The 25211-nt window shown below is 53.4% G+C and carries 27 protein-coding genes; 7 read left to right on the forward strand and 20 right to left on the reverse strand.

The window, feature by feature from the left end; translation table 11 throughout:
- The 11 genes from ACT3TP_RS15815 to ACT3TP_RS15865 all read right to left on the reverse strand — a co-directional run.
- Nucleotides 1–483: hypothetical protein (locus ACT3TP_RS15815; protein ID WP_444620979.1), on the reverse strand; the 483-nt coding region annotated here is incomplete at its 3' end.
- A gap of 112 nt (nucleotides 484–595) precedes the next feature.
- Nucleotides 596–1036: a hypothetical protein gene (locus ACT3TP_RS15820; protein WP_444616412.1), complete on the reverse strand. Its 441-nt coding sequence runs from the start codon at nucleotides 1034–1036 to the stop codon at nucleotides 596–598.
- A 38-nt stretch (nucleotides 1037–1074) separates the two neighbouring features.
- Nucleotides 1075–1509, reverse strand: a complete 435-nt coding sequence (locus ACT3TP_RS15825) for a helicase associated domain-containing protein (RefSeq protein WP_444616414.1) — start codon at nucleotides 1507–1509, stop codon at nucleotides 1075–1077.
- The gene (locus tag ACT3TP_RS15830) at nucleotides 1502–2146 is read right to left on the reverse strand and encodes a PH domain-containing protein (protein ID WP_444616416.1); all 645 of its coding nucleotides are present in this window, start codon (nucleotides 2144–2146) and stop codon (nucleotides 1502–1504) included. Before ACT3TP_RS15830 ends, ACT3TP_RS15825 begins: the two co-directional genes overlap by 8 nt.
- A 147-nt stretch (nucleotides 2147–2293) precedes the next feature.
- The gene (locus ACT3TP_RS15835) at nucleotides 2294–3475 is read right to left on the reverse strand and encodes a hypothetical protein (RefSeq protein WP_444616418.1); all 1182 of its coding nucleotides are present in this window, start codon (nucleotides 3473–3475) and stop codon (nucleotides 2294–2296) included.
- Nucleotides 3476–3563: 88 nt separating this feature from the next.
- Nucleotides 3564–6086: an ATP-binding protein gene (locus ACT3TP_RS15840; protein WP_444616420.1), complete on the reverse strand. Its 2523-nt coding sequence runs from the start codon at nucleotides 6084–6086 to the stop codon at nucleotides 3564–3566.
- A gap of 2 nt (nucleotides 6087–6088) precedes the next feature.
- Entirely contained in the window at nucleotides 6089–7216 is a 1128-nt protein-coding gene (locus tag ACT3TP_RS15845) for a hypothetical protein (RefSeq protein WP_444620980.1), read from the reverse strand.
- A gap of 32 nt (nucleotides 7217–7248) precedes the next feature.
- The gene (locus ACT3TP_RS15850) at nucleotides 7249–7887 is read right to left on the reverse strand and encodes a hypothetical protein (protein WP_444616424.1); all 639 of its coding nucleotides are present in this window, start codon (nucleotides 7885–7887) and stop codon (nucleotides 7249–7251) included.
- A gap of 735 nt (nucleotides 7888–8622) precedes the next feature.
- Nucleotides 8623–9189, reverse strand: a complete 567-nt coding sequence (locus tag ACT3TP_RS15855) for a hypothetical protein (protein WP_443452723.1) — start codon at nucleotides 9187–9189, stop codon at nucleotides 8623–8625.
- A gap of 2 nt (nucleotides 9190–9191) precedes the next feature.
- Nucleotides 9192–11123, reverse strand: a complete 1932-nt coding sequence (locus tag ACT3TP_RS15860; RefSeq protein ID WP_444616426.1) for a PD-(D/E)XK nuclease family protein — start codon at nucleotides 11121–11123, stop codon at nucleotides 9192–9194.
- A gap of 127 nt (nucleotides 11124–11250) precedes the next feature.
- Nucleotides 11251–11619 carry a DUF3846 domain-containing protein gene (locus ACT3TP_RS15865; RefSeq protein ID WP_443452721.1) on the reverse strand — a complete coding sequence of 123 codons (369 nt, stop codon included), beginning with the start codon at nucleotides 11617–11619 and terminating at the stop codon, nucleotides 11251–11253.
- A 240-nt stretch (nucleotides 11620–11859) separates the two neighbouring features.
- Between ACT3TP_RS15865 and ACT3TP_RS15870 the strand changes: the two genes are divergently transcribed.
- Nucleotides 11860–12591 carry an N-6 DNA methylase gene (locus tag ACT3TP_RS15870; protein WP_444616428.1) on the forward strand — a complete coding sequence of 244 codons (732 nt, stop codon included), beginning with the start codon at nucleotides 11860–11862 and terminating at the stop codon, nucleotides 12589–12591.
- A 46-nt stretch (nucleotides 12592–12637) separates the two neighbouring features.
- Here ACT3TP_RS15870 and ACT3TP_RS15875 read toward each other — a convergent pair whose 3' ends face one another.
- The 4 genes from ACT3TP_RS15875 to ACT3TP_RS15890 are packed head-to-tail and all read right to left on the reverse strand — an operon-like array spanning nucleotide 12638 to nucleotide 17263.
- Nucleotides 12638–13501, reverse strand: a complete 864-nt coding sequence (locus tag ACT3TP_RS15875; protein WP_443452649.1) for a hypothetical protein — start codon at nucleotides 13499–13501, stop codon at nucleotides 12638–12640.
- Nucleotides 13494–13868 carry a hypothetical protein gene (locus tag ACT3TP_RS15880; RefSeq protein WP_443452650.1) on the reverse strand — a complete coding sequence of 125 codons (375 nt, stop codon included), beginning with the start codon at nucleotides 13866–13868 and terminating at the stop codon, nucleotides 13494–13496. The genes ACT3TP_RS15875 and ACT3TP_RS15880 overlap by 8 nt, the downstream gene beginning before the upstream one ends.
- Before the next feature lie 51 nt (nucleotides 13869–13919).
- Nucleotides 13920–14912, reverse strand: coding sequence for a hypothetical protein (locus tag ACT3TP_RS15885; RefSeq protein ID WP_444620981.1), 993 nt, complete (start codon nucleotides 14910–14912; stop codon nucleotides 13920–13922).
- Between the two features lie 44 nt (nucleotides 14913–14956).
- Nucleotides 14957–17263, reverse strand: a complete 2307-nt coding sequence (locus ACT3TP_RS15890) for a nucleotide-binding protein (protein ID WP_444620982.1) — start codon at nucleotides 17261–17263, stop codon at nucleotides 14957–14959.
- 114 nt (nucleotides 17264–17377) lie between these two features.
- Here ACT3TP_RS15890 and ACT3TP_RS15895 point away from each other — a divergent pair, with 114 nt between their 5' ends.
- From ACT3TP_RS15895 to ACT3TP_RS15910, 4 genes are all read left to right on the forward strand, one after another.
- A complete protein-coding gene (locus ACT3TP_RS15895) occupies nucleotides 17378–18193 on the forward strand; it encodes a C40 family peptidase (RefSeq protein ID WP_444620983.1) in 816 nt (271 codons plus the stop codon).
- Nucleotides 18194–18198: 5 nt separating this feature from the next.
- A complete protein-coding gene (locus ACT3TP_RS15900) occupies nucleotides 18199–19128 on the forward strand; it encodes a hypothetical protein (protein WP_443452654.1) in 930 nt (309 codons plus the stop codon).
- A 128-nt stretch (nucleotides 19129–19256) separates the two neighbouring features.
- Nucleotides 19257–19460 carry a hypothetical protein gene (locus ACT3TP_RS15905; RefSeq protein WP_443452655.1) on the forward strand — a complete coding sequence of 68 codons (204 nt, stop codon included), beginning with the start codon at nucleotides 19257–19259 and terminating at the stop codon, nucleotides 19458–19460.
- Nucleotides 19457–19840 (forward strand): type II toxin-antitoxin system death-on-curing family toxin, encoded by a 384-nt coding sequence (locus ACT3TP_RS15910; protein ID WP_443452656.1) that lies wholly within the window; start codon nucleotides 19457–19459, stop codon nucleotides 19838–19840. Before ACT3TP_RS15905 ends, ACT3TP_RS15910 begins: the two co-directional genes overlap by 4 nt.
- Nucleotides 19841–19893: 53 nt before the next feature.
- On the opposite strand, the gene ACT3TP_RS15915 is transcribed toward ACT3TP_RS15910, so the two are convergent.
- The 4 genes from ACT3TP_RS15915 to ACT3TP_RS15930 all read right to left on the reverse strand — a co-directional run bounded on the left by ACT3TP_RS15915 (nucleotide 19894) and on the right by ACT3TP_RS15930 (nucleotide 21896).
- Nucleotides 19894–20103 carry a cold-shock protein gene (locus ACT3TP_RS15915; protein ID WP_443452657.1) on the reverse strand — a complete coding sequence of 70 codons (210 nt, stop codon included), beginning with the start codon at nucleotides 20101–20103 and terminating at the stop codon, nucleotides 19894–19896.
- 8 nt (nucleotides 20104–20111) lie between these two features.
- Complete coding sequence (locus ACT3TP_RS15920; RefSeq protein ID WP_443452658.1) at nucleotides 20112–20411, reverse strand: hypothetical protein; 300 nt, start codon at nucleotides 20409–20411, stop codon at nucleotides 20112–20114.
- 87 nt (nucleotides 20412–20498) lie between these two features.
- Complete coding sequence (gene orn / locus ACT3TP_RS15925) at nucleotides 20499–21146, reverse strand: oligoribonuclease (RefSeq protein ID WP_444620984.1); 648 nt, start codon at nucleotides 21144–21146, stop codon at nucleotides 20499–20501.
- A 45-nt stretch (nucleotides 21147–21191) separates the two neighbouring features.
- Nucleotides 21192–21896, reverse strand: a complete 705-nt coding sequence (locus tag ACT3TP_RS15930) for a hypothetical protein (protein ID WP_444616442.1) — start codon at nucleotides 21894–21896, stop codon at nucleotides 21192–21194.
- A gap of 298 nt (nucleotides 21897–22194) precedes the next feature.
- Here ACT3TP_RS15930 and ACT3TP_RS15935 point away from each other — a divergent pair, with 298 nt between their 5' ends.
- On the forward strand, nucleotides 22195–22983 hold the full coding sequence (locus ACT3TP_RS15935; protein WP_444620985.1) for a ParA family protein: 789 nt from the start codon (nucleotides 22195–22197) through the stop codon (nucleotides 22981–22983).
- Between the two features lie 113 nt (nucleotides 22984–23096).
- The gene (locus ACT3TP_RS15940) at nucleotides 23097–23345 is read left to right on the forward strand and encodes a hypothetical protein (protein ID WP_443452662.1); all 249 of its coding nucleotides are present in this window, start codon (nucleotides 23097–23099) and stop codon (nucleotides 23343–23345) included.
- A gap of 1007 nt (nucleotides 23346–24352) precedes the next feature.
- Here the strand turns inward: ACT3TP_RS15940 and ACT3TP_RS15945 are convergent.
- The gene (locus ACT3TP_RS15945) at nucleotides 24353–24889 is read right to left on the reverse strand and encodes a single-stranded DNA-binding protein (protein ID WP_443452663.1); all 537 of its coding nucleotides are present in this window, start codon (nucleotides 24887–24889) and stop codon (nucleotides 24353–24355) included.
- Between the last annotated feature and the right edge of the window lie 322 nt (nucleotides 24890–25211).

Raw genomic sequence — 25211 nt, forward strand, 5'->3', positions numbered from 1 at the left:
CTGCTGGAACTGACCGCCCTGCTGAGGTGCTTGTGGCTGGTTCTGCTGGAACTGACCGCCCTGCCGAGGTGCCTGACCGTTCATCAAACGCTGGAATCCCGGAGAGTTCACGTCCGCCATTGGGGCGAAGCGTGCTGATACGCCAATCTCCCAGACCGGGTAACTGGTCTGCTGAACATCGACCGGGTTGCCGTTGCTCGGGTCGTTGAACGGCTTCGTGTATGTGTCAAGACCCAGCACTAAGTTCAAGCGGGTACGAGTGGTGATCAGTTCTTGTTGAATCGCGTAGTACAGGTTGTCGGCCATTACGCCGTTCAAGGAGCACGACAGGTAGTGAACCTTCGACTGGCCACCGTTACGTCCGTCTTCCACGACTGCCACTTTGAAGTACAGAACCGACTTGTTCTGGCGATTCTTACGCAACTGCAACCCATCAACATTGGTTAGGTTGCCGGATACCGGGATGCTCATAGTCAAAGACATTGGATGCTCCTATGTGATTCGATGTGGCCTCATGGTGTGGCCGTTGTTTCTGCTACACCTTCCATGTGTGCCACAGGGGAAGAAATATTCTGGTCTGTTTTAGGCCTAGCTATTAGTCCTTTTCCAAGGAAGAAACCATCCGCAAACGATCCATGAACTCTTCTGGCTCAATCTCTTCCATAGATGAGCAAACACCTACGAGGGTTCCCAGGATTAGCTCGTAACTCATGGCGAGGGGAACGCTAACCGTTTTGACCTTGACCGGGTTCTTGGTGCCCTCGATGATCGCAAGGATGTTTCTCGTGTGGTCTTCTAGACCAATGGCCTCTGCTGACCCGAGGATACTTTGCGCGTAGGTGGCCACGACAGAGTTAATTGGTCGTTCCGTCAGCCCTGAAAGTACCTGCGTCATCAGCATGCCCACCGCGTTGAGCGCCTTGGCTATGTCCTGGGCGTGGTATTCGGTGTTTAGCTCAACAAATTCCTCCGCACCGGTCTCTAAAAGATGATCTGTAAGATCTAACCCAAAAAGCATTAATGTCTCGGTGTTCATGCTGATTCTTCCTTTGCGAGAATAATCGGTGAATGCATTCAGCTAATCTTCCTTAGCGGACTGCCCATCACACCAAAATCGCTCATCCCAAGACAATGCTTCTGAATCCATTCGATCTTTCGTGGTTCGAGGTACCCGCATTTAGCGAGTCCGCTCTGCGCCACGAACCATCGGTAAAGCCAGTGAGTTCTTTTAGGCATTCCGCCGTTTTCCAGTAGATATGTCGATAAAGCCGTCGCACTATGATCCCATGTCAGACCCTCGTTCGCATACCATCCCGGAAGTATCGAGTTCAACAGTTCAATTTGCTTAACAGTGAGCTGATCAGTGTTGAATTGTTTCCTACAACGATCCAACCAAATTCCTAGAGAAGCTTCCAAGCTATCGTCAGATTTTGCGGTAGGCCATGTTTTCATTTGCTCTTTGAAGCCTGCTATTGCTACGGCGTAGGCTCGAAAAGCCTCGTTATTCATGGCCACCAACTCCCCATCGACGAACAGAATGTTTTTGGTCTTGCTCCGCTGGCAACGATTCTGCCTGAACAGGCACCTGCATACCAGGAATGTTCCACTGGTTGAACAACGGATCTGGACGGCGTAGAGCCTCTAGAAGTTCTTCGATCTGCTGGTGTACATCTTGAACTCGGGGAACATCGTAAAGCGTTACCTGTGGCTCAGCATCCAGACCGCCAGCAGAGGCATTGATCAGATGCAAGGTTCCACATCCAAATATTCTGTCCAACCAGCCCTGAGAAGACCTCACATCGGAGATCCGCTCAATTTTGGTTGCATGGCTGTTAACCCAGATAATCCCGCTTAGTTTTACTACCTGGCGCGTGGTGATCACGTACCTATTCGAAATCCAGGTAAACACTCGCTTGAACGACCCCAGTACCCAGATCAGAGCTATCACTCCGAACACCACGGCTCGGGCAGGCACCCCTTTGTAGCTCTCGGGGATATATATCGCGGTGAAGACCACAGCGACGATAGCCAACACAGTGAGCATCGCCGGCATAAAGAGATACTTCGGGTGGGTGCGCATGATGCGGACAGCGTTCTCGCCCTGCACGGTAGCGACTCTACGGGGAACTGCGAGTGTTTTTTCCATCGTTACCCATCATGCCGGTCTGTGAGACGTGACCCATGCACAGAATGGCCGATCCAGAAACTTTTCAGGCTACTGGGATGTTCTCCTGCCCTCCAACCCAATAAAAATGGCACCACCGCATTGCGCGATAGTGCCATTCTTAAGGGCTCAGACAGTTGCTGGGCTAGTTTTACGCCGATGCTTGGCCTCAGTGCCCACGTAGATGCTGTAGAGGTGCTGGCGAACATCATCTCGCGTTGTACCCAGAGGTTGCCCTTCAAATTTGGCTACGCCCTCATAGATGCGGTTGCTCTTCGACAAGATTGCTCGCCTGAAAGCACATGCTTTCCGTTTCTCTTCTGCCAGCTCTTCGTCGGTCTCGCCGTGAAGCATGGGCTGGGTTTCTTCTGCTACAAAAAGATGCACGATGCTTTCTGCCAAAGTGCTCCATTGCGCCGACCGATTCCCCAGGTTGCGAACTGAAGAGACGAAGAGCTTGTGCCGGCGCTTAGATAAGGCACTGTAGTCGGCTAGTGCCTTCAGCACCATTGCGCGGACTGCCGACTTATCGACGCGGATCAGTGCTTCCAGGTTCTCAACCGTGTAGTCATCCCAAAGCGCCAGGAGCCGTTCATCGCAGTCATAAATTCGGGGTTGATTGCGAAGAATGCTCAGCATTTCTTTGGCTGACTTCTCGCAGAGGCTTACATCTTTGGCGACCTTGCGGTACAGAGAAAGGCGGTCATCTCGATGTGGCCGTACCGTGGCGGGTAGGTTCAAGCCGGCCATTATGGCTTCAGCACGAACTTCGGCCTTCTTGAATTCGCGCACGCCTCTTGAAATGCGCATGTATTCGTCGCTAATTTCTTCGATTCGCTGGCGTTCGCACTCTGCGTCGGTGAAGTATTCGGTGTCGCGAGAGACGGTTCGCGACGCATTACTCAGTGACGCTAGAACTTCGTCTTCGGTAGGGAGTTGCCGGCGTTCTTTCTGATATAGATCGTTCGCCATGCGCGGGTAAGCGACGCGGAGGAACTGTCGCACCCATCCGGTCATGCTGTTGGGGAACTTGGCGAAGTTGAAGAACGCTTTAGCACCAGTTTCGCCCACTAGTTTGTCGTGGATGAGACGGTGCACGTCGGATTGGAAGTCTTCGCGTCGGTTGCGCAACCAGGCCTTATCGACACCTGGCACGGAAGTGCTGACTATGATGCCTGCACACACGTTGAACTGCACAACGGCATCGTACAGTAGCGCGCGGGCGGTATCTTCGTTGATGCTTTTCGCCCGGTACTGTTCGATTATTTGCGCACTAGATGCGTCTAAGCGCTGGCTGTTGTTTTCCGTCACATATTAATTATGTGCGACGACTGTGATAATTCCAAGAATTGACCCGAGCGAATGTAATTATTCGCTCGGGTCATCCCGCTTGGGCGGATTAACGCTGGTCCATCATTCTGACTATATCCGGGGGCACCATCAGTTCGGTGATTGCCATTTTGCCTGAGAAGTCCACGGCAATTGCCAACGGCGCACGTTTGAATGTCTTGCGCACAATACCCCTACGTCGCTCTTCAAAGAACAGCGGTTTGAAGCTGTCGTAGTTAGGTGGCTTCTCGTAGTCTTCCTCAGCAGAAACAGCGCCGACAGGAACTTCGGATTTGGCCGTCAGACGATTCAACAGGCCATCCCTATCCTCAATACCAAAGAGATCTAGAGCTACCTTCGCTTCATCCTTACCGGAGGAAAGGATGTACCCTCGCGTGATGTACTGACGCAGACCAGCCTGCACCACATCTGCCATGGTCTGGCTGAACATGTCGAAGGTGACTTCCATCGAACGCGCAGTTCTGGCTACCGTCTGTAGCTCCTGCGTACCGGCCAGCAGGAACACCCAGGCCTCATCCAGGTACACTTTTCCGCCACGGTTTGCCAGTGCCATGAGAGAGCCGAAAACCATCATGCGTACCAGTGCCATTGCCACCTTCTGCTCGATGACGGAGTTCTTTATCGTATCCTTCTGTTGCGGGTCGGGCAGGTCGATGTACTGCTGGCCGGTTCGAATATAAGTTAGCCCATCATGGAAGCGCAATGCCTCAGTGCTCGGGGATTCGCCAACGATAGCCTGGAACATCACGGACGTTGCACGATAGTCCAGAATCGGGCCGACAATTTCTTGGTGAATGCGCTGATTGAACAAGGCGGTTCTTAGAGCTGCCCCCGTGCAAATTTCTCCCGCATTCACCCCGTACAGCAAAGCCTCACGCAACTTTGCTTCATGCTGAGCTGGGTTCGAAATGCCCCATGGGTTGATCGAAATCAGCATCGAAACAGCAAGAGCAATTCCGGCATCTGTAGTCTGAGCAAATCGTAATGGATCAAAGATTCCATCGTTGGACAACAACGTATCCAACGAAACTACCTGAGCACCGAAGAACTCGTATACTTCTGAATAGTCGGAATTCATTTTCGGGTCGATAACAACCTGAGGGATCTTCTTGCCTTCACGTGTACATGCCATGTCGAACTGGATCGACTTCCAGACCATGAACATGGACTTGCCTGAACCAGTGTTGCCGATGGTGGCAATGATCGGTTCCTTGTGCTTATAGGCTTTCACGTCTGCGGTTTCGTAGAGTGCCTGATTATCGCTCTCTGTCATGCCAATGAAAGCACCCGATGGATCACCAGCTTGTGTGAGTCCATTGATGCCTGAACCTGCGATGGTCTGTGCCGGCAGGTCTTGGAGAAGTGGATTCACGGTCAGCGGTGAATAAGGGAGCATTTCTTCAAGTGCTTCGGCTTGAAGATCATCAACGGTGCGCAAATCAGTCATTGCCGATTTACCCGTTTTGAGTCGATCCACAACACCGTCAAATGCGACCAGAATAGAGGTGTCCACGCTGGACGCAGGAGCATCTTTTCTGGCATAGGCGCTCTCAACATCTTCAAGAAGAGTTAGGTGCTCTTCTTGTTCTGCTTTGTCCATCTTGCCGGACGCGACTCGTTCTTCAATATCGCTGATGTACTGTGAGCGACGACGGCGCAGTTCGGCTCTCGTTACTTCAGCGGGTTCGATTGATCCCTTAATGGAAATAGCCAATGCATCATCGCGGTACAGCTCGGTAGCCCACTGCGATGCGGAGTCCTCTGGCTCAATGAAGTCAAAGTCAAAGCCGTTGACACTCGCGATGGTTAGGGCATGGTGTCCTGGTATATCCGGCCATTTGGTGCAGTCTTCTTTGCCTGCTCGCTCAGCCATACGAGCGCTGTCTTCACCATCGAAAATGTGCATGTGCTTACTGTGGGGGAGCCTAACAACATTCGCATGCTTTCCGTGGTTGAAGAAGGAGTCAGCAAATTTAATTTCTTCTGCGGTAGGAACCTGGAAGCCGGCGCTGGCGAAGATGCTTTCCACTTTTTCCCGGTCGGGTTCGTAATCGCTGAGCGGTGCACCGCCATAAATCATAGATTCGACAACGGATTCAACGGCTTTGCCGAAGCCTTGGTCTCCGCCGAAAGTATCACTCAGCTTGACCGACATGAGCAACAGCCTGCGGTCAGTTCTCAGGTCAGAATACTGCTCTTTGAGCAATTGCTTGTGCTGAAGGCTAGCACCATGGGGGTTGAATATTTCAGGTATATTCACCCCCAAAAGTTCGTACTTGCGGTAGTTTTTTCGCATCATATTCCGGGATTTGATACCGGAAATTGGAACGAGGGATGAAAGCTCATCGAGCACTTCGAACAGCGGTTGCAAAGATTCCATCTTCGCAGTCGTGGTCTTAGCGTTGTCGACGGGTTGCAGAGGTACCTTGCGGGTTAAGTACACGCCACCAGTACGAGGAATCACCAATCCGTTAGGCAAGAGCGTGCGTATGTGGCTCCCTGAACCCGCGAGCTTCCTGATACGGTCTGGCGCGTGCTCCCATTCAAATGCCTGCGAAGATTTTCGAGCCATAATTACTCTGCTTCCTTCCTCGGTGCCATAGCGGAGTTCTTCTCCCCCATGCTCTTGTTGTACTGGTCGATGCTTTCCTTCATGCGCCGTTGAACATCTTCTTCAGAGAAGAACGGGCTAGTCTTCAGATCGACTGCACGACCTTCAAAAGCGTTCTTGAATGGTGTGAGGTCTTGGCCCGTTCCCGCGCCTCCCCATGCCACAACAGTTGGCGAAGCAGTGTCTGTATCTTCTAGCAGTAGGTCATAAGTTTGGATGGTCGCACCTCCGATAAATTCTTGTTCGTTGGTGTCCACTGGCGTTCCATCCCAAACGATGTTCACGGTGACTCGTGCTAGCCCTTCGGCAGGATTCTCTGGGTTAGGAGCGAAGTGGGTCACTTCCCCCACGCTCGCTTGAGCTACCTGCGTCAATGGGAAGTAGTTGTGCTCCGAGGTGGGGTCTTTCATTGCTAAACGGAGCTTGTTGGAATTGCCTGAGGTATAAGCCTGAAGCCACACGTCAACTGCTGGCACTATGCCGTCTGGGGCAGTCGCTAGAGTATGGTTTGGCCAAACTTCCACCATGTCGACTGCGGTGGCTTCGTTCTCTCGCATCAGAGGTTCCAAAGATGGTGCACCGACAACCCTTGATCCCAGGGCTTCAGTCCAAGTGACCTGGACTGTGGAGTGGAAAAGCTGGCCTGATGATGCACGCACTGTGAACTGGTGGGTTTCAAGACCAGGCTGTTCGACTGTCTCACCGTTTTCTTCTACTTCAGCGGGTTCAACGGCACTGATCACTCCATCCCAAGAGACTAGTGTGCCCCCTGGAAGCGGAGCGGGTTTTGATGACAGCCACGTTGTCATCGCGTTGTTCGCAGTTGCTTTGGTGGGCGAATCGACGCTCCGCTCAACAGGAGATTCATTTGAGCTTCCCTGAATGTAGATCGCAGATACTCCTATAGCCAATAAGAGTGCAAGTGGTGCAAGGACAAACGTGCTCAAGAAAACGACGGCACGGTACTTCTTGGCTCTCTTCTTCACCACAATGGCTTGCCCGCCCACGCCTGCGCGCATGTCGTAAGTCGACTGATCCCACCGAGCGGGCGACCCGTCGGTAATCTTCCGTGCCTTCGTTTTCTTAGCCACTACAGCCCAATCTTCCTAGGAACTCTTTTGCTTTACTTCAGGATTTCGAGGACAGCGTTAATATCGGCTTTAGCCTGCTGAGTCAGCTCAGCCTTCTGAACGGTGTCCATGAACTGCCGTGAAGCATGGATTTGGTTGACGTTGAGCTTGGCGGTCTTGGAGACGATGCCCAAAAGACGCAGTACGTTCCAAGCTTCCTTGAGTCGTGCTTCTTCCCAAGACGCGATTTCAACGAGTACGTCCACTGGGTCTTGACCCAAGCTGTCTTCCACGTACAGCACGTCGTGAAGGGGAGTTCCGTACTTCTTGGATGGTGCGCTGATGATGGATGCGACAGTCTTCGCAATGTCTCCATTGCTTCCAGGAATGATGTTGGAGAGTACTTCGCGCGCGGTGCCCTGAAGATCCATGATTTCCAGGGTCTTGTTGGCTACTTTGACGACCAGTTTGCGCGTTGCGGTGTCTTCGTCGACCTTCTTACGGCGGTTTGCCCGACGCTTCTGAGGTTCCTCGTTTTCAGTGACAATTGCGGACTCTTCAGCTTCCACTTGGTTCTGTTCATTCTCAGTTTCAGCAGAGCTGTCGGGGGTGGAAGTCTTGTTCTCAGTTGACGTGTAAGTGTCCTGCAATGTTCTGCCTTTCCAGCGTTTTTGTTGTCCATTTCCCATCATGCCGGTCTGTAAGAGGCGACCCTGGCACAGGACTTTGGAGAGCAACAGAACAGTGCCTCCCCGGAGCATTCGGGAAGGCACTGTTGTGCACGGTTTTAGGGGCCGTTTCGACGTGTTATGCCGAGAACTTCATGGGATCGAACTTGGCTTGGCTGGCCGTGCTTAGTTCCCTTGGCAGACCCACGATGATCCCCCCGCAGTCGCGCAAGGCCTCCTGGATGCTTGCACTTAATGGGTCTATGGAAATAGAGGCATCTGAGTCGTTGTCGGATGGGTGCATGATGCTACCTTTCGTGAGGTTTGGAAGCGTATATTTCCCATCATGCCGGTCTGTAAGAGGCGACCCTGGCACAGGACTTTGGAGAGCAACAGAACAGTGCCTCCCCGGAGCATTCGGGAAGGCACTGTTGTGCACGGTTTTAGGGGCCGTTTCGACGTGTTATGCCGAGAACTTCATGGGATCGAACTTGGCTTGGCTGGCCGTGCTTAGTTCCCTTGGCAGACCCACGATGATCCCCCCGCAGTCGCGCAAGGCCTCCTGGATGCTTGCACTTAATGGGTCTATGGAAATAGAGGCATCTGAGTCGTTGTCGGATGGGTGCATGATGCTACCTTTCGTGAGGTTTGGAAGCGTATATTTCCCATCATGCCGGTCTGCGATAAGCAACCCTGGCATCGCATAGCATTGAGGCTCCCCTCCAAAATTAGGAGGGGAGCCTCAGCCCATATGTTGATTTACTGTACGACTGCTCTTTGCGAAATGGCTTGGAATTCCCGTCGCCCAAGATTAATTGCCTCTTGATAGCCTTGCCCCGTTCCGTAGTAGTCATCTCGGCCGATCACGTTGTACTGGTGGATGACACGCACTTTAAAGTTGCCAGCCATGCGAACCTCAATGGTGGCAACAACCCTGTGCCCGACTAACTCGCGGAGCTGACGGGCCATTTTCAGAGCCAACCCGGAACCATCCATCCTTTCGGTTCGAGCAATTTCGATGCCCCGCTTGTTCCAATGCTCATGCGGTTCCGTCTTGAAGACCACGATGCCCCTAGATGAGGTCTGCTCCTTGAACACGCCCAGGATTACACCGGAAATGCGCTTAACTTCAGAACCGTTTTGACCGTTCAAAGATCGCAGGTGCTTCACCGCTGGGGAATTCTCATCGAGCATAGAGTTGAAGAGAGTGATCTTCTCGATCACCTTCTCTTCAGAAGTCAACGGATAGTTAGGGTCGAAGGGTTCATTCGCTGATGCGTTGATCGCAGATAGGATGATCTGCTGTTCCTGCTCGCTGATACCCATGTCTAGTCCTCCTGCTTCGTCGCTACTAGAAGCTCCCATGGACTCTTCCCGGAGCCGTATTTCACCAAGTCCTCGGCTGATTGGATGGTGAAGAGAACTCGCTTGATCGTTTGAGCTACCCACATCTCCATCTGTTCAAGGTCTCCATGAAGTGGGAATGGGAATTCCTCAACAACGGCCATGAGTGCCCCGCGTAGCCTTGCGTGCGAATGGAAACCCATCTTCTCGCCCTCGCATAGATGCGCTTGCCCAGGAATCCACTGGTCATGAGCCACGTTGATGATGTGTGCGAACGTTCCCGAGAGCGATGCCACCCGCTGGCGGGTAATCCGTTCGTCTTGCTTGGCCAGAATCTTCATAGCCATAGTCGTCAGGGAAAAGCCCGCCGTCATCGCGAAGCTGGATGGGTTTATGTCAGACGTTTGCTGTCCATCGCCAGAGGTGATGAACGTCGTAAACTGCGGGGCTTCTTCATAAGCCTTCGCCACCTGTTGTGGCTGAGTCTGTGTGTTCATACCTTCTTTGTGTGTCTTGCGGACGTAAATCTTTCGTGCAGGATCTGCGTCGTTGTTCTCCGGCGTGCCTACAGGGTGATCAGATGCGCCACTAGAGGGAGTTCCTGGACTATGCCCACCGAGCAGTTCCGGTATCCGAACAACCGCCACGCGCTCCCCTGGTTCTCCTGCCTCCACGCACGGCTTACAAACACGCGCTGGTGATTCCGGGGTTTCCGTCGTTGAGGGTTCGGTGGCATCATGCTCCATGGTCGTGCAGGCACTGGTTTCGACGGCCTCTGGTGCAGGTTCTTCGTGCATCGGGATAACCAGCTCATCGCTGGTGGGCAGACCAGCTTTCCTTGCTCTCCTGCCGGCTTCCTTCGCGCGCGGGCATGCGTTCACCAGTGGGCACCCTCCACACAAGGCAGTCGCTTTGGTAGGGAACTCCTGATTCTCGATGAAACGATTATGGCGCTTCCAGGAAGCGCCCATCTTTACCAGTACTCCGTCTACCTTGTCCTGAGTGATGGAAACCTTATGGATCACGCCCTCGGTGGTGTAGTAGACCCGCCCAAACTGGGGCAAAATCCCCGTGCGTTCCTTGAAAGCAAGGGCGTAGAACATGACCTGCTCATGATGCTTCTTCCAATTCTTCGAACTCCCCGTCTTGTAGTCAACGATGATCAGGTTCAGGTTGATGCCCAGCTCTGCCAGGAACTTGGTCAGCTCTTCAGGATCACGAGGCATGGCATCGTAGAGGTCGTCGGCAAGGTGCATCAGCATGTCACCGTCTGGTTGTTCTACTCCGAATACGGAGCCGAAGTAGGTCTCGGCTTTCTCGGTCGGGAGAGCCCTGCGAACCAGCTTCCCCAACTCGTCGTCTACTACTACGTCCACCCGGTCGGCTGTGCCGGTGAACGGAAAGCCGTCAGGGGCTGTTTTGACCTTGGGCATGGTCTCTTCGAGCTTGATTTCATTGGAGTAGACGATCACCTGCTGGGGGTTCTCCATGGCGGAAATACGGCCCGCTTTGCTCAGGACGCTGTTTCGCCAGGTCTTCAGCTCCACGTCATCCATTTCCTCATTCTCGCGCTTCTTTGCAGTGAGCTGATCCAATAGTTCGTAGAACTTCGATTCGGTACGAGAAGAGGGCATCAACGAGTAAAGGTCTTCGAGAAGCCGATGTGCATCCGTGCCCACTGGTGCGGGGTCTAGCGGGGCTTCATCGCGGGGAAGAAGGTAGCTGACGGCCCATTTCGTGGCGCAAGCACCAGATTCGAGTGCCTGAGCAGTTGAGGGCGACATACGTGCGCGTTGAATACGATCCCGTGTTGTGTCGTTGACGATCCTCAGGCAGTTGCCTTCCCACTCAACGCGACCGCTGAGGTCTAATGGGTTTGCGGTAGCCTCTTTTTTGGCTTCAGTTGTAGTGTTCATACCTCCCATGTGTGCCTGCCGGGGGAAAACAATTGCTCCCTGGGTACGCTAGTTCTTCTTAGTCGCAGGCTGAGAAGAGGCCGGGCGACTCTACAGTCTTCCCGGCCTCTGCGCTGATCTTGTCAGTCTAAATCTCTGCCCCGAGCAGGATTCCCTTGATCTTTGCCTTCTGCCCCTCGTTAAGGCTCACGGTTTCACCTTCGCCGTCGTGTCCGACAATGAGTGCGGTTCCTGCAATGTAGTCGCCGGACAAAAAGGTGAATCCCATTTGGGTGGCCAGCACGGTGGCGTGGATATTGATGTCCTCGTCGGTCAGCTTGCCTTCTTCGTCAATCACAATGTCGATGTTGTGGTCCGCGCCGAGGTACTGGACGGTGGAGCAACCGATTTCTTTGTACATGGCTGGGTAGGTGTACCCTTCTTCGTTGGCTTCCAAGACAACCTTGTAGGCTTCGCCGTCTGCGGTGACCTTCAGAGCTTCGATGTTCTTTGCCATGGTGTGAACTCCCTTTTGTGAGTCGTTGTTGTTCGTACACCACCTATGTGTGCCTCGCGGAAAGAAAATATTGCCCTGAGATTCTGTGGATTCTCGACCTTTCGGCAGTACTAAGGGGCATATTTACAGCCGACAAACCATATGCACATACCTTTTACCGCGATTACGCACAGGAAACCATGTTGCCAGTACACACCTCCTAACCCGCGCTATTTTCCTTCCCACCGGCACACATTGAGCATGTCCAGCAATCGAGCCGTCACAGGAGAAGATATGTCGCTCATTCCCGAAATGGTCAAAGTGCTTAAGGCCAACACTGGGGCACAAAACCTGAACAACGTCTTCGTGGACTTTGTGCATCTCAGCGCAATATCCCTGCGCAACGTTTCAGACCACCAAAGAAGAAAAGAGCGCGAGCAAGAGTACCTGCGCATTATCAACAAATACGAGAAAGATCAGATCGACCGTTTTCCGTTGCTACTGAGCATGCTCGTCAATGAAATGGAGACACACTCCCGCGACGTTCTAGGAGAGTTGTACATGAAGCTGGAACTTGGTTCCAAAGACCTTGGACAGTGCTTCACTCCTTGGCATGTCGCAGAACTCATGGCACAGCTTCAAGACCCGAGAGAGCTTCACCAAGCCGTAGAGGAGAATGGATTCATCAGCATTGGTGAGCCAGCCTGCGGTGCCGGCGCCATGGCCATAGCCACTGTCATGAACCTGTCCAAGATTGGCATCAATCCGCAACAGGAAGCCCACGTGACCGCTGAAGACATTAACAGCACAGCAGTACACATGGCCTACGTCCAATTAACGCTCCTGGGCATCCCTGCCGTGGTCTTCCAGCGCAACACCCTCACGGGAGAAACATTCTCGGCCTGGCCGACACCATGGCACATCCTGGGAGGCTGGCAGAGTAAACTCTCACGCGCCGAAAGAGAGCCACAAGACGACCAGCTAGCCTCTTAAATTGCTAAAGGCACCAAGTTCCCCATGAACTTGGTGCCTTGTCTTATCAGGCTGAAGTGACTCCCAGGTGCTCCTTGAGAATCCTCTGTGCTTCGTTGCGCACCCTGCCCTGCAAGGTTCTGGCTCGATGCCGGGTAATGCCCATGATTTCAGCAATGCGAGTTACTGGTAGGACTTCCCCATAGTCACGGTAGAACCCGCCGAGCCATATATCGGCGTACTGTGCGGTTTCTGCGTCTTTCGCCGTTTCCTGTAATTTTGCGATGATGAGCCGAACTGCTTCCTGTCCTTCGTGTGGGTGCAACAGGAAGCTGTCATCGGCCAGCGCATCCATAGTAGACAGGTGCCTTGCCGGAACTGCTGGCGAGCCGGTGTCATCGGAGCCTGTGTCATCTAACGATGAGACGTTAGGCAAACCATTCCGGGCTTTCTCCAAGGTCATCTGCTCGCTTCGAGACCTGCGCCCCCGGTTGAACTGGTCGATCAGCTCTTCCTCATTCACCATCACGCCTCCCGCGCGATGCGATGCCACGAAACGCTCGTAGTCCTGGTGCGTCCGCACTTGGGCGCTGATGCCACCAAATTGGTTCACTTCGTTCACCAGGAAGTTCTGAACAGCATTGGAAGAACGGCGGTAAACCATTCCCCAGAAGTTCTTAAGTTCTTCCAGTTCATTCGGTGACTCAGCTAGGTCACGCAGGTACAGCCAGGTCTGAATGAAGATTACTTGCCGTAGGTCGTTGAAGTATGTGCGACCAATGCGGTTAGTGCGTAAATAGCGGTCAGCAATACCGGCCACCGCCCTCATTGAGACCGTTGACCTCATGAAATCTTCAATGAAGCGCTCACGCTCGTTTTCAGGTACGCCACAGACCGTGCGCACCTGTTCCAATACTTCTTGCCTACTCACGCTCTACCTTCGGTCTGGGCGCAAACGGGAACCCCTGCCAAACTGGCTCTTTGGGTTGCAGGACATCTGCCCATGCCTGAATCCTGCGTCCGCCACTTCGTGAATCGACTAGCCACCCAATCGTGATTTCCCTCGGTTCAACGTCTACTTTCAACACTGAAATCATGAGGTCTAGCACCTGCAAGGCTTTCTTTTCACCCCAGCGTGGCTGGGAAGTGAGAAGAGAAATCAGACGAATTTTCCGCAAGGGAGCGCCGTCCTCGGTACAAGCTTCATCAATGACTTCCATCAGGGAGACTTCTGCGGAGGCGACCAGAAGCAACCATTCAGCTTGAAAACGGCGTGCTTCTACCGCGTTTTCTCGCATGCTACTCCCGTTAGCGCTGTTAATCTTTCGCCCTGCCATACGCCTCTCCCATTAGATGCTGTCGCCTAGCGCGTCTATCGGGCATACATTCGAGTGCACCGAGTGACTAAGCTCCATAGCTTTCTGAACCAACTCGCTAGTAACTAGTTTGCCAGTTGAATCGCTATACGCTTGAGCAATCAGGCCGTAGTCGGTCAACCCTTCCTCTCTGGCGAACGCTCTAATCCTCGGCCCTTGGTCAGGATCGCCCAGCGCACGTTGCACCGCCCGATACGATTCCCGCTGAAGAAATTGCGAGATGTAACGCTTTGGATCAACCTTCTTGTTCTTCGACGGATCGAGCAAGGAATCAATCAGCTTCAGTGAAACCGCTTTCTTCCCTTGCTGGCGTTCCTTCTCTCCCCCGTAGATCATGTCGTCAACGACTTCATCTACGGCGATGGGGTCTAGGAGCATCTTGCTCTTCACGCCCAAAGCGTTCGCTTCCAGGGTGAAAACATGCTGATTCCTGATGACGATCTTTTTGGTAGCTCTCGCCAAAACCGGAAGGACACCCAGCCATAGGTGGTCAGTGTCCGCGGTGCTAATCGTGTTTCGCAAAACGGCGTTTAGCTCGTCAGCGGTTCCACGCCCAACACGGATGACACCTAGAGTCTCCCCTACGGTGCAGTTCTGAGTCCGTGGGCGCACCGTAGAGCGTTGAGCGGGAGCAAAGCGGATGATCTGCCCGCCCGTAACCTGGTGCCCCATACCGATAGATGTATGGGCGACTTCATGGGAGAGCATGTCTTCCGTTACTACGACGATGGAATCAGCATCGTAGGATCGACGAACCGGGAACAGCACCTGTCCGCCGTCGCTGGCGCGCCCTTTCCTTCCGACGTTCACTAGGGGGAAATCCCAATCCCACATCGGCAGGAAAACTAGTCCTACCGCGTCAGCGGGAAGACCCTCATCGAGAATTTTCCGCGCTGACTGCGCCCACCAGATGTTCTCTAGGTGCTTACACACCTCAAAGTTTCCGGGGTGCGGTTCGCCGGCCACGCCAGCATCAAACACCATATGCGTTGCAGTCACCTTGTTACCGCCTACTTCTTATTTCTCTTCATATTGAAGAGCTTCACCAGGAAGTTAGGTTCCTTCTTCGGGCCAGCAAGAATTTCTTCGATTTCCTTGGTGCGTTCTACCAACGCATCAGTGCGCGTCATGCGAATCAGAGCCTTCAGAACGCGGAACGAATACAACGGCGTGTTCAGTTCTAGCTGATGCGAGTCCATAGCCAGCTTCGCCTCACGAGAGAACGGGATACCGCCGAGCACTTCACCGTAGCCTCGGAAGGCATTGGCGTGACCTGCTACAACGTCTCCCATGTCTTCCATGTCTACGCGGTTGAAGAGAGTCATGAACTTTGACGCTGGGATGTTCAGCCCCTGGGTAAGGTGCTGAAGGCGAACCTGCAACGAGTTCACGTTGACCGTGGAACACTCAGCGACGGCAATTGCCCATCCAGTTTCGCTCTTGATGATGGGTGCCCATAGATCTTCAACTACGCCAGTCTTGTCATCATTCTCAAGAATCTGAGTGTCAATAATAACCAAATCACCACGCTTTCGAGCTTCCTCAATCACTCGTTCGTAGAAGAGGTTGTCCACGTCTCCGCGACGATTCGTGCTGGACAGTGGAGCTGCCACAAAGCCGAAGGTCACTTCGTCTGCGTCGTGCTCCCTGTAGTAGTTGATCTGCTCCGGTTCAATGAAAGCAACGTTCGGGTCGTTATGCAGTGACGCGTCCTGAATGGTGGGTAGCCCTGACCGCTCAAGACCGAGCATCACCATTAGATCGCCCTGACCGCTGTTGGCATCAATCAAAATCACCTTGAGGCCGGCCAGACCTGCTTCGTGAGCAAGCTGTAATGAAGTGGAAGACTTACCAACTCCACCCTTTGTGGAAAGCACGACGACGGTCTTAGCTAAAGCCTGTCGTCCATGCACGATCTGCTCCTGCTGGTAGCCGAAGCCCTGCCTTTGATTCTGAGGGGCGAAGCCCTGCTGTTGCGGATTGTAGAAGGCACTTCCTTGCCCCTGGTTGTACCCTCCACGCGGGTCTTGCTGGAACCCGTCACCATATCTCGGATCGACACCGTACCCCTGCTGATTGGGCGAGTACTGATCAGGGCGCTGGAAACCCCCGCGCGGATCAAACTGATCATTGGGTGGGTATCCGTAACCACGCTGATCCTGCGGTGGGTAGTTGCCGTTCCACTGCTGGTTCTGCGGTGGGTCTTGGACTGGGCGACCGTACTGGCCATTGCGATCCTGCTGGTACCCCCCTTGGGCACCCGGCTCTGAGTAACCATTGCCGTTCCACTCTGGCTGACCTTGATCCAGAGACCCATTACCTTGGCGGGACTGGTCATGCATAGGACTCTGGCGGTACTGAGATGTGTGCTGATCGAAATCCTGGTTAGGTGCATACTGCCCAGCCCGTTCCGGCTGGTATACCCTACCCTGTGGATCATTTCGATGCGGGTCTTGCCACGCTGGCTCCGCATTAGTTTGCTGGCCGAACTGTTCGTCGCGGTTCTCACGTGATTCGGGCTGATCCTCAAAGTGATCACGTGGTGCAGGTGAGGGGGCAGGTCGCTCTACCATGCGCTCTGGCATCTGGTGTAGAGCTTCAGGCTCCTGCTGACGAACCTGGTTCGGGTAATGATCCTCGCCGTTCCCCAGCCCATGGGCCGAATCTAGCTCTTGATCCCCAGTCGACTGGTGCTCGCGAGGATTATTGAACTGTTCTGCCTCTTCAAGATCGGAATCAGCTGACCTGCGCCCTCGGCTTCTCATGTCCAACGGCGGGGCTTGCAAATAGCCTGAAGAGCTTTCGCTAGTGATGCCGGAAGTAATGCTGGCAAATTCCTTGTCTTCCATCTCGCGTTCAAGGCGTGCGAGTTCATCGTCGTCATCTTCACCGGGAGCCAACGAAGACGATTCATGGATAGGTGGCGCAACGAATGCTCCTGGCGGGAAGGTTCGTCCTTCCAGCTCTGCAAGCTGAGGGAACCCTATCCTTTCAAGAATGTCGTTGAGAGCCACTGGCGAGATAACTGCTGATAGATCGTCACCTGTGAGCGTTTCAACGTCGCCTTGCCGGATAACAAGTACAGGAATTCCTGTCTTCACCGGGAAAACAGCGCACCATCGTTGCAACCCAGAGTCAGGCTTCTCCGGGTCTTCGACTAGAACAGGAACAGGGTGACCCAGTTCTTCCGAAAGGCGACGCACTTCCTTACCGACGTAAGGCACGTTTCCCACGACGCATTCGATTCCAGCCGATTCAAGAATCGGCTTCAATCCATCAAGTTCACCGATCAGGCCTACAGCGTATTTTTCGTCCATATAAGTCCTATGGGATAACTCGCTCGAACTCCGTGCATTTTCTTTCCGTGCCAGGGTGGCTCCCTACAGACCGGCATGATAGGTGGCAGAAATCCAGTTCTAGTGAGGAACCCGATGAACCTGAATCGAAGCAACACGACGTTTACCCTCACCCTCATAGCGCTTATCGCCACCTGCACTTCCGTAGGCACGACACCGGAAAAGCCACGTGATACCGATGCAGTATCGGTAACCACCTACAAAACCAATCCTCATGCTGTCTTCCCAGTAAACGTTCACGAGTACGACGCTCCGAAGATTGAGCGCGCCAGCCTCTCGGCTCTCAAGAAGATCGACCCAACGTTCCACTACGATCTGGACTCCCCCAGCATGATGGAACTTTCCGGCGAAACAAGCTCCAGCTATCCCTCCGAGCTGATCTACGAATGGCCAGAAGACAAAGAGGCCAAGGAAGCTACCACACCCCCTGCTCCAACTCAGGGTGAACCTGACGGCAGTTACTCTGATGCCATGGTTCGACCGGAATACCGGGGAGAGATCATCGCCGTCTCTGAGAACATCTCCCCCATCGCACCAGACAACCTCCGACAGAAGATCGTCGACATTGCAGTCCAATACGTCGGTGCTCCTTACGTCTGGGGCGGAAACACACCAAATGGCTGGGATTGCTCCGGTTTCGTCAAGTACGCATATGGAAAAGCCGGCATCAACACCGCAAGAACGACTTCCACCATTCGTGCGTCCGGTCAGTTCAAGCGAACAACTAGCCCCCAACCTGGCGATCTGGTGTTCCAAAACAGTGGCGGACATGTCGGAATCTATCTAGGCAACGGGCGCATGATCGGCGCACAGAACCCCAGTGTCGGCACCATCATCCACAACGTTTCGAGGAACCCGCTCTTCGGCTACTACACCCTCGATAGGAACTAAGAACTATGAAAAATGAACTGGCGAAGCTCAACATAAGCAAATCCCTGAGCTATCTCAAGAACGTCGGCAAGTCGGCAAGCAAAACCATACCGTCAGTATTTCTCTTAGTAGTTCTGCTCATGTTTGCACCGGTTTTCATCTACAGGTTGACGCACGAGGAACAGTTATTCACCGTTTTCGCGGTGGTTGGATTCGCCATACTCGGTCGTATCTTCCTGATTTTTAAGCGGTCAATGAGGGGATACGAGGTTCGGGAATGGTCGCCCAACCGTGCTGGTCTGGCCATTCTGACTAGGTTCGACGATCTACGCGAACAGCGCATACACCTGGTTCAGCGCTTCAACGATGAGACTTTCGCTGAATATGTTCTGGCTACGTCCGAGCCTGAATGGACAACAGAACAACTCATGGAGCACGCCTTGGAAAAACATCCCCTGTGGCGCAAATCCATCGAGCATCCTGCAAAGATCGACGTAGCGCACCACGAAGCCGGCCATGCCCTCGTGGCTTATCTCAACGGCTCGACCGTACTGAAGGTTACAGTTCGCCCGTCGGGCAACTTGGTGGGTCATTGCGAGTACGCCAACGACTCTTATCCACGCCCATCCGAAGAAGTGTCTTGGGCAATGCTCCAAACATCATTGGCCGGCCAAGCCGTCGATCATGCCCGAGGAATCCGAGATTCTGGCTCCGCTTCCGACATGCAATCATGCATCTCGCATGCGTATAACCTCATCTCCATTGGAGAAAAGCCCGAAGGGTACGAAGGTGACCTGACTACGGATGCACTCATCAGCTCCGCCCGAGAGCTAACCAAGGAAACAGTCAACAAGCATATATCCACCATTTCAGAGTTTGCCGAACTACTCTCGGAACGCGGAACTCTTAATGGCCGAGAAGCACGGCTATTCTTTAGATCCAGACTCGGACGCTAGGCAATATTTCTTCACCACAGGCACACATTAAGGCCGGGAGATTCATCGGAATCTGCCGGCCTTACCCATGCGGGTCTTGGCCTCAACCCTCGGCATATATACACTGTATATATGGAAAGGAGGTTCACATGACCAAGTTACTGATCAGCTTCCCCGATGATGTGGCTAAACGCCTACGCTCGGAAATCCCCAAAGGAGACCTGAGCAACTTCGTGTCAAAGCAGGTTGAAAGCGCCCTCGACGCGCAGAAGCTTCGTTCGCTGGATGACGCAATCGCAAACATCAAACAGAACGACAAGCCATTGCTTGATCGACTCGGGAATGTATCGTGATCTGGACTCCTAACGCAGAAGATGTTTTCCGCGCTTTCTCGGCAATCTACGATTCATTTCCAGACGTGAGAGACGCGGGATTGCTCCAAAGCGCGCTAGAGCGCCCTCAGGTTAGCTTTTACGGCCAGCCACAGTATGTGTCGATCCACGAAAAGTGCGCTTCACTCTTGGACTCCCTGTGCCGAAACCACGCGTTGGTCGACGGTAATAAGCGATGCGCCTGGATCGCGATTCGCTTGACCTATTTCCGCAATCTCGGAGCCGTGTGGACGCTGGGAGATGATGAAGCCTACGACTTAGTTATCGCCGTCAGCAGTATGCATCTGGAAGTCAACGAAATTGCCCGTCGGCTAGGACAAGGGTTCAAGCCAATGAGCTAACTGCGGAAGCAACTAAGGCCACCTCGAAGCGAGGTGGCCTTAGTTGTACCTGTCTAGCTGATGAGTTTCACTTCCAAGGCCTGACCTGCTTTGATTCCCTCGTCAACCGTAAAAGAGACCAGGTTCCCCACGCCGAGCATCTTGGTTCCCTTTGTCGGAACGATGTTGCTGTGGTGGAAGATGTAGGTATTCGATGCGTCATCGCTGATGTACCCGTACCCGCGCTCCAACGAAATCCAGGTGATGTTTCCTCGTAGGTTCACGTTCCCTCCTAGGGGGTGAAAATGCGCGTCACTTCAGTATCCACGCCTAGAGCCATTGAGAGTTCGCTCATGGCCATGCTGTGAGCTGATAGCACATTGATTTCCGGGTGTTCATCATGCTCAAACAATCGGTAGGCCGGCGACTCGTAGAATCGGGATTCCAAACCGTCTGATTCATGGTGCACACGATGAATGTCAGTAATAAAGCGACCGCGACCGTTATCCACGGTTTCCACGATCACGTCTTCAGCAAGACCCAACCGGTTAGTGATCTTGATAGTGGTGCTGAGATGGTTTGAGATGCCCATGAAACCAAGCTTAACGCTCGTTGCTCCTTTCTGAGACGGGCTTCTGGGGCAAACAGCGCCCACCTGCTTGCCCCTCTCCCCTAGCGCCTATGCGCCATTGAATGACTGCACGTAGTGCCTGTACTGTCGGATGCTCTCGGCAATGTCGTGCGTGGCTGTGTGGTCGCTGGTCTTTGGTTCAAGCGTTTTCTGCACTGCTGGGAAGCTTCTGCAAACCATGTGCTCTATCGAGCTAACATCTAGCACACGGTAGGTCATGATCTGCTCTAGCCGTGGGAAGAACTGGCGCACTACTTCTCGGTCGAAACTAACCGAATTTCCGGCGAGTACTGCACCGCGGAACTTGTGGCCGTCTGGCATTTCTTCACCGCTTTTTGGAAAGAGCGGTTCGATGTTGCTGACTATGAATTCTTCCACCATAGCCAGAGGGATACCCTCGCCGTTCTGTAGGCGGTGGATCAGGCCAGTTTTGGTGTGCATCTCACGAACATACTCGTTCATATTGAACAGCGCGTTCTTGAAGTTCTCTGGGCTGATGACCAGTGAACCGGACTCCCAGAGGATCTTTGTGGCGGTCGCGTCCGTGACCACAATGGCGACTTCTAGAGGTTCGAAGCCCTCGTCGAATGGCAGGCCAGTGGTTTCGAAATCCGCCCAGATGAGGTTGTGCCCATCTACGTGCTGTTCGGTCATTTTAGTTGTCTCCGCGTTCTTGGTTTCGGTCATGATGTTCATGACCCCAAGGTGTGCCCGTCGGAAATGAAAAATTGTTCTCTTCCATCAGAGATTGGATTCGTTGTTCCACCAGTCCACGACGTGCCCAACTGCACCAGCCTCTTTCGTTTTCGTGATGACTGCACATGCAGACCGTTTTACGCCGTCCACTAGCTCTATTTGCATGGTGTCCGCATCGGAAAGTGCCATCATTGGTTCAACTAGGCACTGCTCTGCTGGCAGGAGCATGAATGCCATGGGCATGTTCGCGTCGTACCAGCGCACTTGTTCGGCGCGAGATAGGCTGTCGAACCATTTGTTGATCGTTCGAACGCCTACCTGGATTCGCGTCTGAACTGGTGAATCATCGTCAGGAAATACCAAAGTTGGGTGGCTGGTACCTTTCACACCAAAGTTCTTGTCCTGGCTGGGCTCGTCAACAATGTTTGTGATCGGCGCAATCTCGTAGGTCTTCTTGAACTTCTTAGCTATAGCCTCGCCCATGCCCTCGGGGATGATGCATAGCTTTTCAGCTCCATGCCAGGAGCGAATTCCGCCAAGTTTTGAGGTGGCGTACTGTGCGAGCTTGTCATAAGGCGCTTCTGGAATCCGAGCGAAATTCAGCTCGAACCCTGTTTCTTTCCAGCGGGCATAGGCCGGCGCGAGTTCGCGGTAATTAACGATCTGCTGAACGTATGTGAGTGATGCTCCCGTGATGCCGGCAGTGAGCACGTCCGTTAGCACTGGTCGCACGGACTGCTGGAAGATCATGATGCGAGCGTCCACTGGGTCTCCTGTCAGGCGCAAAGGTTAGTTGGCGGGATTCGTGCGTCAGCAACACTGTACGGCTTACGAATGGCTTTCCGGTCATCCGATAATCCACTTTTACAGACAGCGCTACGGAACATAGACACGTATCAAGCATACCTCAATACATCCCAGCTTTCCGGTTTACCGTATAGAAAAGCCATAAACATGTATAGAAAAGCCAGCTTTTAGCAAATAAAACCGTAAACACAGTTGTAAGTACGGCATAAATACGGGTATCGTCAGACCTATGCAAACCATAATGATCGCGTCAACCAAGGGTGGCGAAGGAAAAACCACCACGGCTGTTCACCTGTCCAAGGTCTCCGCCATGCTCGGCTACAAGACCTTGTTCATCGACCTCGACCCATCCATGGACGGAACCAAATGGTTCAACTTGGAGCCAGCAGACGATGATTTCTTCATTGGTGACATTCTGAGCGCAGACGGAACCGCCGACAAGAATCCCGACCGCAACCCGGTCGGCTGGGCAATGCAAATGGCACTTCAGAGCGACTGGGATGAAAACCTCTTTGTCATCCCCTCGCACGAATCCCTTGGCACCCTCGAATTGAACACTGACCCAGCAATGGAGCTACGCCTCAAGAAGTCTCTCATCGGAGCAGACTACGACGTGGTGATCATTGACTGCCCCAACCGCTCCGGTGGCCCACTCCTGCGATCTGCTCTACTCGTCGCAGACACCATCATCTACTCCGCCACTGGCGACGAAGGTGGTTACGAAGGTGTCAACGGTGCACGTAAAGCCCTACAGATCTTCCAGGAAGAGCAGGAGCTACGTGGATACCCTGCAAAGATCGAAGAAGCTGGAACCGTATTCTGCGGGTACCAGGAAGTCGCCACGCCACGCATGACTTCCAAGATTGTTGACGACCTCCGCGAACTGGGTGTCCTGCTCACTCCGCTGGTACCTGCACGCACCTGTGTCAGGGAATCCCGCACAGCTCGACGTTGGGTGGGTGAATGGGGCAAGAAGAGTGAGCCAGTCATCAATGCCTACATGGAACTAGGAAAGAAGATCATCAAATGAGCGAGCAACCAAACCTGTCTCGGCCACAGAAGACTATTGACCGGAGCGCGCATCCTTCCCGTACTTCTACGTCCACTCCCCCAGCGCCTGCGACGACGGAAGAACCTACGCCCTTGCCGGCCAGCAAGCCAACTAGCGATCTAAAGAGCGCCAATGAGGCCATAGAGGAGTTCCGGCGCGCCAACGACGCTAGCGCGCGGGAGAAGGTCACGGTAACCCTTGACCCTGCCGTTCTTGGCGCCCTCCGCGACCTGAAGAAACTCCATAAGCTTCCACAGGGTGTTGCCATCGACATAGCGGTAAAGAACTTTTACCCGGACTTGTACGAAAAGAACGTCCAGGAGTTGAAAGACCTCCGCTAAGCGGTTCCCAGTCAGTAAGGCCACACCATGACCTTGGTGTGGCCTTACTGCTTTACATACAGATCAACAGCAGTATCTATGGCAAAATCATACGGCTAATCGTATGAATCATGCGGTTAACCGTGAAACCGTCACCAGTCCACAGCAATACAGGCGCATTTCAGTACATATCCGTTTTCATCGTTAAGCATCAAGTTCAGACCGAGGAACCTGGAATGCGCTCAGGCAAGAGAAATTCCCCAATTCGAAGATCGGGGTCTCCCCGCTTGTGCCGGGAAATGAAAAGGCGAGAACGTTCCCCCTTTGCCCTTTGAGTCACTTCCGCCTATGAGGGAAACGCGCCAAACATCAATCATGCTTCAACTCGGTTGAGGTATCGCACGGTGAGCCATTCGACCCAAATTCGACCATATGAGCACACAGGTTTTAGCCTGTAGATATGGTTTCATGTATGTAATTTACAGTAATACTGATTTCAGTTACCGGTTTATGCATTCAAATACAGTTGCACATACTGCAATATGGTTCTACGGCTCCCTCGAAATGAATCCATACTTGAGAGCGACGGCCAACTATCCCTAGGTGCTCGCGCGCTGTTACTCGTTGAGCGAGACTCTGTTGCCCTTCGCGTCGGTACCAACAATAGCGACGGTGCCTGCCAGCAGGTAGGGGAGTGGCCGACCGGAGGGCAAGGTAGTTCAGTCTTCGCGGGGGTTCAAAAAGAGCCTTTGGCTATTCCGCCCTCATTAACCGGGAACACGATGCCACTTGGTGCGGTAACGAATTCTGCCGTCTGGCACTTGATGATTTTGGTACACAGGTGATCCGGCCAGTTTCATTGAATTCTTGCTCCACCCAATCGGCAATGCGATTTTCTGGGCTGATGATATTGGCTCTGATTGCACTCACGGCGTGTTTCCTTCTCTTTATACATGCCAATGGGCGGTGTCTAAACCCGGTGAAGGGTTTAGACACCGCCCATCTTGGACTGCCGGTAGGGGAGTGGCTTAGAACGGCGGTTCGTCGTTGGAGTCTCCCCAGCCTCCGCTGTTGTTCCCGCCCGTGCTCCACGGATCATTGGCAGGAGCGTTCCAGCCTCCGCCCTGCCGTGGAGCGTTATTCTGCTGGGTGTCCTGTGGGGCATGCGTTGGTTGGAAGCCTCCACTGCCTCCACTGGCGCGCTGGGTGCGGGTGACCTTGGCTGATGCGAAGCGCAGTGATGGGCCGATTTCATCGACTTCTAGTTCCATCACGGTGCGCCGTTCGCCTTCCTTGGTGTCGTAGGAGCGCGAGCGTAGCCGTCCTTGCGCAATGACTCGCATTCCTTTGGTCAAGGTCTCTGCGACGTTCTCTGCCGACTCGCGCCACACAGAGGCGCGCAGGAACAGTGCCTCTCCGTCCTTCCATCCGTTACTGTCACGGTCGAAGGTGCGCGGGGTGGATGCGATGGTGAAATTGGCTACCGCTGATCCAGACGGGGTGAAGCGCAGTTCAGGGTCGGCGGTGAGATTTCCGATGACCGTGATAACGGTTTCGCCTGCCATGGTGTTTCTCCTTTTCATTCGGGTTAAAAGTCGCTCGTAGCACCAGTGGATGCTCGCATCGTTAGTGTGTGCCTACTGGACAGAATTATTCATGCTAGCCGGACAGGTTTGGGGGAGTGCCTCTGTCCAACCAGGTCGCTCCGGGTATCGCCGTCATCCTTGATGGACATATGCATTGAATACAGTTGATCGCACAGTTTTACATTCTGACGTACTTTCTACCAGATATATTTTATGGTTTTCTGTATAACTGTTCTGTATTGGTGCATGTATCCCTGTATTTAGCAGATAGATTTCTTTCCTTCTGGCACACATTGGCATG

The organism is Glutamicibacter sp. AOP38-B1-38, assembly GCF_052377485.1.
In the GTDB taxonomy this organism is placed as follows: domain Bacteria; phylum Actinomycetota; class Actinomycetes; order Actinomycetales; family Micrococcaceae; genus Glutamicibacter.